Genomic DNA, 14,512 nt, shown 5'->3' on the forward strand with positions numbered 1-14,512 from the left:
ATGAAGTACACACAGCTCGGACGCACGGGGCTCAAGGTCAGCCGGCTCGTCCTCGGCACGATGAACTTCGGACCGCAGACGGACGAGGCCGACAGCCACGCCATCATGGACGCGGCACTCGACGCCGGAATCAATTACTTCGACACGGCAAATGTGTACGGCTGGGGCGAGAACAAGGGCCGTACCGAATCGATCATCGGCAACTGGTTCGCCAAGGGCGGCGACCGGCGCGACCGGACGGTCCTCGCAACCAAGGTGTACGGGAACATGGGCGCCGAGGGCGACCCGTGGCCCAACCACGACAAGCTCTCCGCCCTGAACATCCGGCGCGCGGTGGAGGCGAGCCTGAAGCGGCTCCGGACCGACTACATCGACGTCTACCAGTTCCACCACGTCGACCGGTCCACCCCCTTCGAGGAGATCTGGCAGGCGGTCGACGTCCTGGTGCGGCAGGGGAAGATCCTCTACGTGGGGTCCAGCAACTTCCCCGGCTACAAGATCGCCCAGGCCAACGAGATCGCCGCCCGCCGGGGCGGGACCATCGGCCTGGTCAGCGAGCAGTGCCTCTACAACCTCGCCGAGCGCCGCGCCGAGATGGAGGTCATCCCGGCCGCCGAGGAGTACGGGCTCGGCGTCATCCCCTGGTCGCCGCTGCACGGCGGACTGCTGGGCGGTGTGATCAAGAAAGAGGTCGAGGGCGGCCGCCGGGCGAGCGGCCGGTCCGCCGACGCCCTCGCCAACACGGCCGTACGCGCCCAGATCCAGTCGTACGAGGATCTGCTGGAGAAGCACGGCCTGGAGCCCGGAGAGGCCGCGCTGGCCTGGCTGCTGACCCGTCCCGGTGTCACCGGCCCCATCGTGGGCCCGCGCACCGCGGAGCAGCTCGAATCGGCGCTGCGCGCGGTGGAGCTGGAGCTGTCGGAGGAGGTCCTGGAGGGGCTCGACGAGATCTTCCCGGGCCCGGGCCCGTCCCCCGAGGCGTTCGCCTGGTAGCGGGGGCGGCGTCCAGCGGTGGCGGCGTCCAGCGGTGGCGGTCGTTGTCCGGCCGCCGCCGCCAGGGCCACGACGGCCGCTATCTGACCGCCGCCGCCATGGCCACGACGAAGAACATCAGCACGAGCACACCGGCCATGATCCGGTTACGGGTCTTCGGGTTCACGCCAACGAGGTTAACGGGCCGCCGGGCCGGTCCCGTCGCCCGCCCCCAGCGGGCAACCGGCCACCGTTTCGTATCGGGGCTGCTCACCGGGCACTCCCGACGTCGGCAGGTTGCTGCGGACGAGACACAGCTCACCCACCGTCCAGGGCTTCCCGGCGAACGCGTCCAGCGCGGCGACGTACGGCTTGAAGTCCGCGGAGTCGCGGCTGCGGGCCACCGTCAGGTGCGGCCGGTAGCGGCGGTGCTCCTCCATCTCGACGCCCGCCTTGCGTCCCGCCGCCTCCGCCCGGTCCGCCAGCAGCCGCATGGTCGGGATGTCCCCCGCCGCGCCCACCCACAGGGCACGCCCGCCGAAGTGCCCGCCGCCGCGCAGGGACAGCGGGAACGGGTCGGTGCGACGGGCGGCCCGCAGCAGCCGTTCCGTGAGGTCCGGGACGAGGTCGTCGGCGACCTCTCCGTAGAACGCGAGGGTGAAGTGCCAGCCGGGGCGGCCCGTCCAGCGCAAGGCGTCCGCACCCGGCGTCCGCTGCAACGCGTCCACCGCAGGGGCCAGTTCACGCACCGCTCCGGCGGGGGGCAGTACCGCGGCGAAGAGTCTCATGGGGGCCAGCCTTCCAGGGAACGGCGATCAGCACACCGGAGTGCGCGAGACGGTCGGCCGCCCGAGCCGGCCGACCGCCTCCGAACCACCTGGTCACACCGCGGCGGCGACCCGCTCCTCGCTCCGCTCACGCGGGACGAAGCGGATCCTGGGGCGGCCGTGATGCCACCCGAGGGAGACCCGCAGGCCGCCGAGGCGGGCCAGGACCAGACCGATCGCCGTCGCCGCGGTCATCGAGACCAGCCCGCCGAGCGCGAAGCCCACCCGGGGACCGTAGACGTCGGTGACCCAGCCGACCAGCGGCGCGCCGAGCGGTGAGCCGCCCACGAAGACCATCATGAACAGCGCCATGACCCGGCCGCGCATGGCCGGGTCGGTGGCCATCTGGACCGAGGTGTTCGCGGTGACGTTCACCGTCAGTCCGAAGATGCCGATCGGGACCATCAGGAGCGAGAACAGCCAGAGCGTGGGCGCCGTGGCGGCCACCACCTCCAGCGCGCCGAAAGCCACCGCGGCCGCGATCAGCACGCGCAGCCGGGCCGTGCCGCGCCGGGCCGCGAGCAGCGCTCCGGCCAGCGAACCCAGCGCTATCAGCGTGTTGAAGAGGCTGTAGGCCCCGGCGCCCGAGTCGAAGATGTCGTCCGCGTACGCCGACAGCCAGACGGGGAAGTTGAAGCCGAACGTGCCGATGAAGCCGACGAGGACGATCGGCCAGATCAGTTCGGGGCGCCCGGCGACGTAGCGCAGGCCTTCGCGGAGCTGGCCCTTGGCGCGCGGCGCCCGCTCGACGATGTGCAGTTCACGGGCACGCATCAGCAGCAGGCTCGCCAGCGGGGCCACGAACGACAGGCCGTTCAGCAGGAAGGCCCAGCCGGTGCCCACGCCGGTGATCAGCAGGCCCGCGACGGCGGGTCCGACCAGCCGCGCGGACTGGAAGTTGGCCGAGTTCAGGCTGACCGCGTTCTGGAGCTGGCCGGGGCCGACCATCTCGGAGACGAAGGACTGGCGTGCCGGGTTGTCGACGACGGTGGCCATACCGACGGCGAACGCGGCGAGATAGACGTGCCAGACCTGGACGTGGCCGGAGAGGGTGAGGAAGGCGAGCGCGAGACCGGTGAGGGCCATCGCCGTCTGGGTCACCAGCAGCGTGGGGCGCTTGGGGAGACGGTCGACGAGAACACCGCCGTACAGGCCGAAGAGCAGCATCGGCAGGAACTGGAGCGCGGTGGTGATACCGACCGCGGCGGAGGAGCCGGTCAGGCTCAGCACCAGCCAGTCCTGGGCGATGCGCTGCATCCAGGTGCCGGTGTTGGAGACGACCTGGCCCAGGAAGAACAGTCGGTAGTTCCGGATCTTCAGCGAGCTGAACATCGAGGAGGAGCGGGGGGAGTCGCGGGCGGCTGTGGAGTCGTGGGTGGCTGGTGCGGGGGCGGAGTGTGCTCCGGATCCCGTACTCAAAAGGGCTCGCCTCCAGTGCGATCGTGGACGTCGGCGTCATGGGGGGCGTCGGCGCTTGCGGGGAAGGGCGGACCCTCCGTTGCTCCGAGGCCGGCGATCCGAACCGAGATCAGTGATCCGGACCGAGACCGGCGATCCGAACCGAGACCGCTGATCAGCGTCGTGACCGGTGATCCGGACCGAGACCGGTGATCCAGACCGAGATCAGCGATCCGGACCGAGGCCAGTGATCAGCGTTCCAACCGGTGATCCGGACCGGGATCGGGGAGCGAAAGAGGGCCACCGTCGGTCAGATGTGCGCGAGCTTCTCCAGGACGGGAGCGGCCTCGCGGAGCTTGGCCCACTCGTCCTCGTCGAGGGCCTCGACCAGTCCGGCAAGGAACGCGTTCCGCTTGCGGCGGCTCTCCTCGAGCATCGCCTCCGCCTTGTCGGTCTGCGTCACCACCTTCTGGCGCCGGTCCTCGGCGTGCGGCTCCAGCCTGACGAGCCCCTTGGCTTCGAGCAGCGCGACGATGCGGGTCATCGACGGCGGCTGCACGTGTTCCTTGCGGGCGAGCTCGCCGGGTGTGGCGCTGCCGCAGCGGGCGAGGGTGCCGAGCACCGACATTTCGGTGGGGCTCAGCGACTCGTCGACCCGCTGGTGCTTGAGTCGACGCGACAACCGCATCACTGCGGAGCGCAAGGCGTTCACGGCGGCCTCGTCGTCGCCATGGGTGAGGTCAGGCATGTTCTTTAGCGTAACTCATTACTCTCGCTAAAGAACAATGGGGCCCCCGTGAAACGCGCCATCCGACACGGGGATCACTCATATGAGTGAGATCGCACCGGAAAGTGACCCGATTCCGGTCGGGAAGAGGCGACCCTCGACTTCATGGGGACCAGCGTGCTCAGCCTGCGTATCGACGGGGAGCTGCTCGACCGGCTCCGCCAACATGCCGCGAAACGCGGAATGAGCGTCCAGGACTATGTGGTCCGGACGCTCATTCGCGACGACTTCGACGAGCGGTTCCAGACCGCTGTCGAGGAGACGGAGAAGTTCTACGGGGTCACGTGACCCCCCGCACGGCCGAGGCCGCTCAGGTCAGGCCGAGGGCCGGCATGAGGTAGTAGAAGGTGAACACGGCCGACACCACGTACATGGCGACCGGGATGTCACGGCCGCGGCCCGCCGCCAGGCGCAGCACGACGAAGGTGATGAAGCCCATCCCGATGCCGTTGGTGATCGAGTAGGTGAACGGCATCATCATCATCGTCACGAAGGCCGGGATGGCGATCGTGTAGTCCGCCCAGTCGATCTCCTTGACCGAGTGGGACATGATCAGGAAGCCGACCGCGATGAGCGCGGGGGTGGCCGCCTGGGACGGGACCATCGTGGCGACGGGGGTCAGGAACAGGGCGACGGCGAACAGCGCGCCGGTGACCACGTTCGCGAAGCCCGTACGGGCACCCTCGCCGACGCCGGCCGTGGACTCCACGAAGCAGGTGGTGGCCGAGGAGGAGGAGGCGCCGCCCGCGGCGACGGCGACGCCGTCGACGAAGAGGACCTTGTTGATGCCGGGCATGTTGCCCTGCGCGTCCGTCAGCTTGGCCTCGTCGCTGATGCCCATGATCGTGCCCATCGCGTCGAAGAAGCACGACAGCAGCACGGTGAAGACGAAGAGGATGCCGGTCAGCACGCCGACCTTGGAGAAGCCGCCGAAGAGGCTGAACTGGCCGATCAGACCGAAGTCCGGGCTGGCGACCGGGTTGCCCGGCCACTTCGGGGTGGTCAGACCCCAGGACGGGACGGTGGTGACGGCGTTGATGATCACCGCGGCGACCGTCATGGTGACGATCGAGATGAGGATGGCGCCGGGCACCTTGCGCACGATCAGCGCGAGGGTGAACAGGGTGCCGAGGACGAAGACCAGCACGGGCCAGCCGTGCAGGTGACCGTCGGTGCCGAGCTGCAGCGGGACGGTCGTCTGGGCGATGTCCGGGATGCGCGTGACGAAGCCGGAGTCGACCAGGCCGATCAGCATGATGAACAGGCCGATGCCGATCGCGATGCCCTTGCGCAGGCCGAGCGGCACCGCGTTCATGACGCGCTCACGCAGACCGGTGGCGACCAGGAGCATCACGATGAAGCCCGCGAGGACCACCATGCCCATGGCGTCCGGCCAGGACATCCGGGGCGCGAGCTGGAGGGCGACGACCGTGTTCACGCCGAGGCCCGCCGCCAGCGCGATCGGCACATTGCCGATGACGCCCATGAGGAGCGTGGTGAAGGCCGCGGTCAGCGCGGTCGCCGTCACGAGCTGCCCGTTGTCGAGGTGGTGCCCGTACATGTCCTTCGCGCTGCCCAGGATGATCGGGTTCAGCACGATGATGTACGCCATCGCGAAGAAGGTGGCGAAACCGCCTCGGATCTCCCGGGGAAGGCTGGAGCCTCGCTCGGAGATCTTGAAGAAGCGGTCGAGGGCGCTCTGCGCGGGCCGGGACTCCGGCTCCTGCGGGGCGGGGGCCTTGGTGGCGGCCGAGGTGGACATGCGAGTCCTCAAACGTGCGGGGGACGGGGAACATGATCGAGCCTGGTCAGCGATCGACCACCAGAAGGTTTCCCCCAGATCCCTTTTGGTGATTCATACGAATACAACTGGCCAGACTCGGACCGTTTCAGTATGAACATATGAGTTGGAAATCGCTATCTCCGCGCGTAGACCCTTGCCGTGCAAGGGAGGCCGGGTGCGGACACAACCGGTCGCCGACCCTCGTAAGCTGTGCACATGGCGAAGTGGACCCCCAAGCACGAGGCGCCGGAGCCCCTGGAGGGCCCCGTCGTCGCCACCATCACGGGCGGCACGATCCTCTGGTTCGTCCTCTTCCTGGTGCAGCTGCCGTTCTACGGCTGGTTCGACGACCACGGACACCTGTGGTGGCTGTGGACCTGCCTGGCCGGCGCGGGCCTCGGGCTGATCGGCATCTGGTACGTCCGCAAGCGTGACGCCGCGATCAAGCGCGCCCAGGCGGCCGGCTCCCCCGCCACCCCCGTGACGGAGTAGGGGCCTGTAGGGGGCTTCTCCACCCAGGGCAGCATTGCCCGCCGTCTCCCCTCCTCCCCAAGTCGGAGGTTTGGCCCACTCGGCGGGTGAAGCCGCAAATCCGCACGTACCGTCGAGGGCATGACCCACACCGACGCGGACGCCGGACTCGATCCGGTTCACCCGGTGCCCATACCCGTCTCCCGGCGTGCCGAGGGGCTCTCGGCCGCCGAGGTGGCCGAGCGGGTCGCACGCGGCGAGGTGAACGACGTCCCGGCGCGCAGCAGCCGCTCCATCGGCGAGATCGTCCAGGCGAACGTGTTCACCCGGTTCAACGCGATCATCGGTGTCCTCTGGCTGGTCATGCTGTTCGTGGCACCGTTCCAGGACAGCCTGTTCGGCTACGTGATCATCGCCAACACCGGGATCGGCATCGTCCAGGAGTGGCGGGCCAAGAAGACCCTGGACTCGCTCGCGGTGATCGGCGAGGTGAAACCGACCGTCCGCAGGGACGGGGTCGCCGCCGAGGTGAGCTCCTCGCAGATCGTGCTCGGGGACCTCCTCGAGATCGGGCCGGGCGACAAGGTCGCCGTCGACGGCACCTGCGCGGAGGCCGACGGGCTGGAGATCGACGAGTCGCTGCTCACCGGCGAGGCCGATCCCGTGGTCAAGCACGCCGGCGACCCGGTGATGTCGGGCAGCTTCGTGGTCGCGGGCAGCGGCGCCTTCACGGCGACGAAGGTGGGCCGGGAGGCGTACGCGGCCCAGCTCGCGGAGGAGGCCTCGCGGTTCACGCTGGTCCACTCGGAGCTGCGCAGCGGTATCTCCACGATCCTCAAGTACGTGACGTGGATGATGATCCCGACCGCCATCGGCCTGATCGTCAGCCAGCTCGTCGTCAAACAGCACGGCTTCAAGGACTCCGTCGCGCGGACCGTCGGCGGGATCGTGCCGATGGTCCCGGAGGGCCTGGTCCTGCTCACCTCCGTCGCCTTCGCGATCGGCGTCATCCGCCTTGGCCGAAAACAGTGCCTCGTACAGGAACTTCCCGCCATCGAGGGCCTCGCCCGCATCGACACCGTCTGTCTCGACAAGACCGGCACCCTCACCGAGGGCGGCATGGACGTCACCGAGCTGCGGCCGCTCCACGGCGCCGACGAGTCGTACCTGCGCAAGGTCCTCGGCGCCCTCGGCGAGTCCGATCCGCGGCCGAACGCCTCCCTCCAGGCGATCATCGCCGCCTACCCGGACAGCGAGGAGTGGCGCTGCACCCAGTCCCTGCCCTTTTCCTCCGCCCGCAAATACAGCGGCGCCGGCTTCAGCGAGGGCAACGGCGAGTCGAGCACCTGGCTGCTCGGCGCCCCCGACGTCCTGCTGGCCCCCGGGGACCCGGCACTCGGCGAGACCGAGCGGCTCAACGAGGCGGGGCTGCGGGTGCTGCTGCTCGCGAGGACCACCAAGGACCTCGACGACGCCGGTGTCGCGGAGGCCGCCCGGCCCGCCGCCCTGGTCGTGCTGGAGCAGCGGCTGCGCCCGGACGCGGCCGACACCCTGCGCTATTTCGCCGATCAGGACGTCAAGGCCAAGGTCATCTCCGGCGACAACGCGGTGTCGGTGGGCGCGGTCGCCGGAAAGCTGGGGCTCACCGGCGAGGTCGTGGACGCGCGCCGGCTGCCGGACGAGCGTGAGGAGATGGCGAAGTCCCTGGAGAAGGGCACGGTCTTCGGGCGGGTCACCCCGCAGCAGAAGCGGGACATGGTCGGCGCCCTGCAGGCCCGCGGGCACACGGTGGCGATGACCGGCGACGGCGTGAACGACGTCCTGGCCCTGAAGGACGCCGACATCGGGGTGAGCATGGGCTCGGGGTCCGAGGCGACCCGTGCGGTGGCCCAGATCGTGCTGCTGAACAACAGCTTCTCGACGCTGCCCTCGGTGGTCGGCGAGGGCCGCCGGGTCATCGGGAACATCACCCGGGTCGCGACGCTGTTCCTGGTGAAGACGGTCTACTCGGTGCTGCTGGCCGTCCTCGTGGTGTGCTGGCAGGTCGAGTACCCGTTCCTGCCGCGCCACCTGACCCTGCTGTCGACCCTCACGATCGGCGTCCCGGCGTTCTTCCTCGCCCTCGCCCCGAACAAGGAGCGCGCCCAGCCCCACTTCGTGCGGCGGGTGATGCGGTACTCGGTCCCGGGCGGCGTCGTCGCGGGAGCGGCGACCTTCGCGATGTACCTGATCGCGCGCCACTACTACACGGGAGAGGGCTCGCTGGAGGCGGAGACGAGCGCCGCGACGCTGACGCTGTTCCTGGTCTCGATGTGGGTGCTCGCGATCATCGCCCGGCCCTACACCTGGTGGCGGATCTGCCTCGTCGCCTCGATGGGCGGGGCGTTCCTGCTGGTGCTCGTGGTGCCGAGGCTCCAGCACTTCTTCGCGCTGAAGCTGGTCGGCACGACGATGCCGTGGGTCGCGGTGCTGATCTCGGTGACAGCGGCGGCCGTCCTGGAGTTCCTGTGGAGATGGGTCGACCGCCGCGTGCCCGCGTAGGGCTACGTCATGGACTACTGCACGTCGACGTAGTCACCCGTGGCGTTGACGGCCGGGGTGGTCGAGGTGCCCGCGAAGCTGTAGCGGAAGTAACCGTCGACGGTGGCCGTCGTGGTCGTCTTCAGGTTGCCGGTGCTGTCCGACTTGATCGTCTTGAGCGTGGTGTAGGTGCTGCTGGTCTTCTTGCGGAACTGGAGCTTCACCGACTGGAGGGTGTAGCCGTGGTAGGCGAGGTCGTCCCAGTTGGCGCGGGACAGCTTGCCGGTGACCGTGACGGTCTTGCCCTTCTTCACCGGCTCCGGAGCGGCGTTGACCGTCAGCTTGGAGTAGCGCTGGAGCTTGGTGGTGGCGAGGTCGCCGGCCCCGGCGAAACCGACCTGGCTCCAGTCGATCTCCTCGCCCAGCGGATCCTGGTCGTTGAAGTCGAGGAGGTAACCGTCGGCCTTCCACGTGGTGGCGTCCTCGTTGCCCAGCAGGTCCCAGGTCGGGTCGGCCTCGATGGTGCTCTTGCAGTTCGCCTTCGTCGCGGAGACGTCGGTGCAGACCGGCCAGTCCGGGCCGACCAGCCAGTTGTCCTGGTTTTCGTAGGCGCCGCGGTAGAGCTCGACGTCCAGGTAGGTGTCGGCGGCGTGGATGTCGACGTCCGCGGCGTGCGTCACGGTGAAGGTGACGGGGACCGTGACCTTGTTGCTGATGCCCACCACGATCGGCTTGCCGTTGTTGACCTTCACGGCGGAGAAGGTGACGTCCAGCGGGTACGGCTCGCCGTCCTCGCCCGTCGAGCCGGTGTAGGCCGACTTGCCGTCGGTGGCCTCGCGCGCGGCCTGCGCGGCCTTCTGGACGTCGTCGTGGCTGTACGAGTGGCTGCCCGTCGCCTGGGCGGCGGGTACGGCGAGGGCGGAAAGAGCCAGGGCGCCGGAGACGGCGGCCACGGTGGCACGTATGCGCATGCGATCCCCACGTGGAGAAAGGGGCCCCGACAGCGGTCGGTCCTGACGGCTCGTGGTCGCCGGGGGCCCAAATGATGATGGAGTCTGTTGACTCGGAAGACATGATCGCCGAGGCGCGCAAAAGGTTGTACGCGGGGTGAACTTTTTGTGCACGCCTTCCGAACTGACCCGAGTCCCCGGCCCTGCGGCCGGGACTCGGGTCACGTCGGACACCAGGCCGAGCCAGGTGCTACCGCACGTCGACGTGGCTCGTCGAAGAAATCGTCGGCGGTGATATCGGGACGGAGATCGGGACAAACAGAAATCCCCGGCCTGAAGGCCGGGGATTTCCGATGACATCAGGTGGTACCGCGTGTTCGGGCGGTACCGCGTGTTCAGGTGTTACTGCACGTCGACGTAGTCACCCGCGGCACTGACGGCCGGGGTGGTCGTGGTGCCCGCGAAGCTGTAGCGGAAGTAACCGTCGGCGGTGGCCGTGGTGGTCGTCTTCAGGTTGCCGGAGCTGTCCGTCTTGATCGTCTTGATCGTGGTGTAGGTGGTGCTGCCCGCCTTGCGGAACTGCAGCTTCACCGACTGGCCCGTGTAGCCCTGGTACTTGGCGTTGTCCCAGTTCGCGCGGGTCAGGGCGCCGGTGACCGTGACGGTCTTGCCCTTCTTGACCGGCTCGGGCGCGGCGTTGACCGTCAGCTTCGACAGACGCTGGACGTTCTTGGTGCCCAGGTCGCCCTGCCACTTGGCATTGTCGCTGCCGTCGATGGCGAGCGCGCCGACCTTCCAGGCACCGGCCTGGGCGTCGGTCAGGTCCACCTCGGCGGAGCCGGCCGGACGGAACTCGATCTTGGCCGTGCACTTGGCCACGGTCGAGGAGGAGGCGGTGCAGGTGCCGGGGTCGTCGCCGAAGATGACGTCGGTCGGCGAGGTGACCGAGGTGCCGCGGTAGAGCATCGGGCCGTTCGCGAAGGAACTCAGGCTGACGCTGGAGGGGTGCGTCACCGTGTAGGTCGCGCTGATCGTGACCTGCGCGGAGGCGCCGACCACGATGTTCTTGCCACTGTTGATCACGACGCTGGAGAAGGTGACGCCGGACACCGGGTTGCCTGCGGCCTGCGCGGCCGGCACGGCGAGAGCGGAAAGGGCCAGGGCGCCGGAGACGGCGGCCACGGTGGCTCGTATGCGCATGGGGTTCCCCAAGTGGAGAAAGGGGGTCCCGGCGGTGGTCGTTCCTCACGGCTCGTCGTCGGCACGGGACCCAAGTGATCGATGAGTCTGTTGACTCAAGAGGTGAGATTAGTGAGGGGTGGGACTGGTTGTACGGGCGGGGTGAAGAAGTCGCAGTTTTTAGGTTCGCGTTACGCGGGGATGGCGAAACCGAGAGAAAAGCCCGGCCCCGGAATTCCCGGGACCGGGCGAAACGCGCCGTCCGAATACGGCGGAACCCGACCGGCCGGCCGACCGACAGGCCGGCCCGCCGTGAACAGTCGGCCGAGGGTGGTCAGTCGAACCAGCGGTCCCGGGCCAGTTCCTCCGTGCGGGACGGGTCCTCGAGCAGGGCGGCCACCTCGAAGCGGCGCGGCCACTGGCCCGCCGACCAGGCGAGCCCGGCGGCGACACCCTCCAGGGTGGCGGCGTGCAGCACCCCGTCCCGGCTCCGGCGCCAGTCGAGTTCGGTCCCGTCGACCACGAGTTCCTCGTGCTCGACGTACGAAGCGGGGGTCGCGGGGCCCAGCAGGACCCGTACGGACTCCTGTACGTCGTGCTCGGTGCCCTCGGAGGTCACCTCGCCGGTGACGGACTCGCTGAGCCTCCGCACCTGGAACAGCTCGGCGAGCTCCGCGGCCCGCGACGGCGGCACCGGCAGCAGCGGCACCCCGGCGGTGAAGGCCAGCAGGTCCGGGGAGTCCACGACCACCGCGTCGGCCGCGTCCACGACCTTCACCTCGCCGTCCACGACCGCCCGCAGCTCGTCCGGCAGTGTCACCCGCTCGGGGTCGAGATCGGCCAACGCGCTGTACAGGGCGTGCAGTTGGGATCCGGAGACCCGGCGTCCGGGATCGGCGAGCCGGTCGAGCAGTTCGGCCGCGCCGCCCGGCTCGTCGAGCAGGGCGGCCACGGACGTACGGACACCGAGCGCCCGCAGGACCTGCTCGTCGTCGAAGCCGGTCGCGTCGGCCTCGTCGTACAGGCCGCGCAGCAGCGGATCGCCGCCGGCCGCCAGCAGACCGGCCGGCCGGCGACCGTCGAGCACCGGATGCCCGCGCAGCCACCACGCCGTGTACGGGCGGACGATCTCGTGCGTGCCGTCCGGAAGCAGGACGCGTACCTGCTGGATGATCGCGTCCCGCAGCGGCGGCTGGGCGAGCAGCGCGAGGGCCTCCGGCCACCGGTCGTCGTCCACCAGGTCCAGATCCCGTACGGCCACGATCTCGGTGGCGACGGGCGGCACCGGCGAGTCGGGCAGCCGGTCCAGGACGTCCTCGCACCACACGTCCACCGCGTCCAGCAGACCCGCGTCGTCGGGTTCGGCGAAGTCCCCTTCGCGCGGCTCCAGTTCGTCCGGATCGAGCACGACGTCGGTGGCCCGCACCAGGGCGAAGCCGGCCAGCACGCCGCAGGCCGCGAGGGGCTGCTCGCCCCAGCGGCCGGCGAGCTCGGAGTCGACGAAGGCGAGTTCGTCCTCGCGCATGATCCGGGCGAACGGGCTGCCGGGCAGGACGAGTTCACCGGCGGGCACGAGCTCACCCTCCTCGTCGGGCAGGGCGAGAGCGCCGAGCCAGGGCTCGTCGCCGGGTTCGAGCGCGGCGTCACGGACCAGCGCGAGGACGGTGTCCGCGAGCTCCTCCGCGTCCAGGGTGTCCTCGTCCCACGCCCCGCCCTCGTCGTCGAGCGAGGCGGCCACCGCGGCCCGCACCTGCGGGGTGGTGAGCACCGCGCGGGCCGAGGCCGGGAGAGCGCCCAGCTTCTCCAGCAGGGGGTGGGCCGCGTCCGGGTGCGCGACCTTGAGGCCGAGCCGGGCGAGCGTGCCGGGGGCCACCAGGGACCCCTCGGCGGTGGGCAGCAGGATCTGGCGGGGCCCGATCGTCGTACGGCCGTCGGCCAGCGGCACCGGCAGTCCCGACAGCCGGTCCGGGTCGACCCCGGCGAGGCTGTCGTACAGGCGGTACCACCACTCCGGGTCCTTCTCCAGGCCGGCCAGCCGGTCCACGGCCTCGGTGAGCGGCACCCGGGCGACGCCCAGCGTGCGCAGCTCCACCCGCCGTTCGAGCCCGGCTGGCAGCAGGCCGGTCAGCACCTCCGCGAGCACCCGGACGGTCTCGGCGCCCGCGCCCTCCACCACCTCGGCGTCGCGCGGCCGCAGGGCGGCGGGGTTCTCCGCGGGGCTGCTCCCGGGCCAGTCCTCGGGGGCGTCGGTGTCCGGCAGCCGGGCCGGCGGGCTGGCGGGCGGCAGGAACGCGGTGCGCGGCAGCCGGTCCAGGATCGCCTGGCGCAGCGCTCCGTCGAGCTCGCCCCTGCCGAGCGGGCCGGGCACCAGGTCGATGATCCCGGTGTCCACCGGCCGCCAGTCGGCGAGGAGTTCGGCGTACGCGTCGGCCGCGCGCTCCACCAGGAAGTCGGTCAGCGGGCCGGGGGCCGCGTGGCGCCGGGTGGTGTCGAGGGGGAGGGAGGCGATGAGGAGCGCCGGGACGCCGAGGGCTTCGTCGCTCGGTGTCGGCGCGTGCACGACGGGGCTGGTCCTCGGGCGGGCCGGGGATCCCTCCGGGTCGACCGGGACGGCCCAGGTCACGGACCAGTGCGGGCGCAGCCGCTCCTCGACCGGGCGGCCGACGAGCAGGGCGGGGTCGAGGGGGCCGTGCGCCGCGACGGTGCGGTAGCGGGTGGTGCCGTCGCGGGAGTCGTCGATGAGGGCGCCGTGCTCGGCGGCGGTCCGGCGCAGGGTGCGGATCTCCGCGTCGCCGATCTCCACCACCACTTCCTCCAGGCCGGGCAGCGCCAGCAGGAGGGCGTCGTCGATGGTCCGCAGGAGGCGCTCGGCGAGATCCTCCGCGGCGGTGTCGCGCAGCGGCATGATCACGGCGGTGTCGTACGGGTCCGGGGCGGTGCCCTCGGCCGCGAACGGCAGCCTCAGCAGCGGCACATGGCCGTCCCGTCGGCGGATCTCGTCGCCGAGGCCGGGGCTGTCCGCGGCGATACCCGCGGCGAGGTCGTGGGCCTCGGCGAGCGCCCAGCGGACGCCGCCGTGCCGGCCCACGACGGCGGGCTCGTCGGTGACGGCGAGGACCGCGGCGAAGCCGACGCCGAAGCGGCCCACGGCCGTGTCGTGCGCGTCCCGCTTCGCGGAGGCCCTGAGGGTGGCGAGGGACTCGACGCCGGCCGCGTCGAGGGGGGCGCCGGTGTTGGCCGCCACCAGGACGCCGTCGCGGAGCGTGAGACGCAGGCGGCCCGGGGTGCCCGCCCGGGCCGAGGCGTCCGCGGCGTTCTGGGCGAGTTCCACGACGAGCCGGTCGCGGTACCCGCCGAGGACCAGGTCCTCCTCGGCGTTGGCGTCCTCGCGGAACCTGGCCGGGCTGGCCGCCCAGGCGTCCAGTACTCCGCGGCGCAGGCGGGCCGTGCCGAACGGGTCCGCACCCTCGGCAGCAGGCCGCACGAACTTACTCACGGGTTCACTCTCCCTCTCGCCTGGCGCGACCGCGAATGCTGCACCGGGTCGCGGCTTGAAGGTACCGCGCGCGCTCCCCCTCTCCTGGCGGGGTCCACGTGCGGGTTCGCTGCGCCGGCGTTCGCGGTG

11 protein-coding genes are annotated in these 14,512 nt (G+C 70.6%); 4 read left to right on the plus strand and 7 right to left on the minus strand.

Features of this window, described 5'->3' with window-relative positions:
• Complete coding sequence (locus tag OG485_RS20225) at positions 1–993, plus strand: aldo/keto reductase (protein ID WP_328669732.1); 993 nt, start codon at positions 1–3, stop codon at positions 991–993.
• A 176-nt stretch (positions 994–1,169) separates the two neighbouring features.
• Here OG485_RS20225 and thpR read toward each other — a convergent pair whose 3' ends face one another.
• The 3 genes from thpR to OG485_RS20240 all read right to left on the minus strand — a co-directional run bounded on the left by thpR (position 1,170) and on the right by OG485_RS20240 (position 3,945).
• Positions 1,170–1,760, minus strand: a complete 591-nt coding sequence (gene thpR, locus OG485_RS20230) for an RNA 2',3'-cyclic phosphodiesterase (RefSeq protein WP_328669733.1) — start codon at positions 1,758–1,760, stop codon at positions 1,170–1,172.
• Positions 1,761–1,853: 93 nt separating this feature from the next.
• On the minus strand, positions 1,854–3,218 hold the full coding sequence (locus OG485_RS20235; protein WP_328669734.1) for an MFS transporter: 1,365 nt from the start codon (positions 3,216–3,218) through the stop codon (positions 1,854–1,856).
• Positions 3,219–3,507: 289 nt separating this feature from the next.
• A complete protein-coding gene (locus tag OG485_RS20240; RefSeq protein WP_328669735.1) occupies positions 3,508–3,945 on the minus strand; it encodes a MarR family winged helix-turn-helix transcriptional regulator in 438 nt (145 codons plus the stop codon).
• Positions 3,946–4,089: 144 nt separating this feature from the next.
• Between OG485_RS20240 and OG485_RS20245 the strand changes: the two genes are divergently transcribed.
• Entirely contained in the window at positions 4,090–4,272 is a 183-nt protein-coding gene (locus OG485_RS20245) for a ribbon-helix-helix protein, CopG family (RefSeq protein ID WP_103551026.1), read from the plus strand.
• Between the two features lie 22 nt (positions 4,273–4,294).
• On the opposite strand, the gene OG485_RS20250 is transcribed toward OG485_RS20245, so the two are convergent.
• A complete protein-coding gene (locus OG485_RS20250) occupies positions 4,295–5,746 on the minus strand; it encodes an NCS2 family permease (RefSeq protein ID WP_328669736.1) in 1,452 nt (483 codons plus the stop codon).
• 237 nt (positions 5,747–5,983) lie between these two features.
• Between OG485_RS20250 and OG485_RS20255 the strand changes: the two genes are divergently transcribed.
• On the plus strand, positions 5,984–6,259 hold the full coding sequence (locus tag OG485_RS20255) for a DUF2530 domain-containing protein (protein ID WP_328669737.1): 276 nt from the start codon (positions 5,984–5,986) through the stop codon (positions 6,257–6,259).
• 120 nt (positions 6,260–6,379) lie between these two features.
• Entirely contained in the window at positions 6,380–8,779 is a 2,400-nt protein-coding gene (locus tag OG485_RS20260) for a cation-translocating P-type ATPase (protein ID WP_328669738.1), read from the plus strand.
• Between the two features lie 14 nt (positions 8,780–8,793).
• On the opposite strand, the gene OG485_RS20265 is transcribed toward OG485_RS20260, so the two are convergent.
• From OG485_RS20265 to OG485_RS20275, 3 genes are all read right to left on the minus strand, one after another.
• Positions 8,794–9,729: a hypothetical protein gene (locus OG485_RS20265; protein WP_328669739.1), complete on the minus strand. Its 936-nt coding sequence runs from the start codon at positions 9,727–9,729 to the stop codon at positions 8,794–8,796.
• A gap of 381 nt (positions 9,730–10,110) precedes the next feature.
• On the minus strand, positions 10,111–10,908 hold the full coding sequence (locus OG485_RS20270; protein WP_328669740.1) for a hypothetical protein: 798 nt from the start codon (positions 10,906–10,908) through the stop codon (positions 10,111–10,113).
• A gap of 313 nt (positions 10,909–11,221) precedes the next feature.
• Positions 11,222–14,383 (minus strand): sacsin N-terminal ATP-binding-like domain-containing protein, encoded by a 3,162-nt coding sequence (locus tag OG485_RS20275; RefSeq protein WP_328669741.1) that lies wholly within the window; start codon positions 14,381–14,383, stop codon positions 11,222–11,224.
• Positions 14,384–14,512: the final 129 nt, after the last annotated feature.

Origin of the sequence: Streptomyces sp. NBC_00328 (genome assembly GCF_036139655.1) — a bacterium.
Lineage (GTDB): Bacteria > Actinomycetota > Actinomycetes > Streptomycetales > Streptomycetaceae > Streptomyces.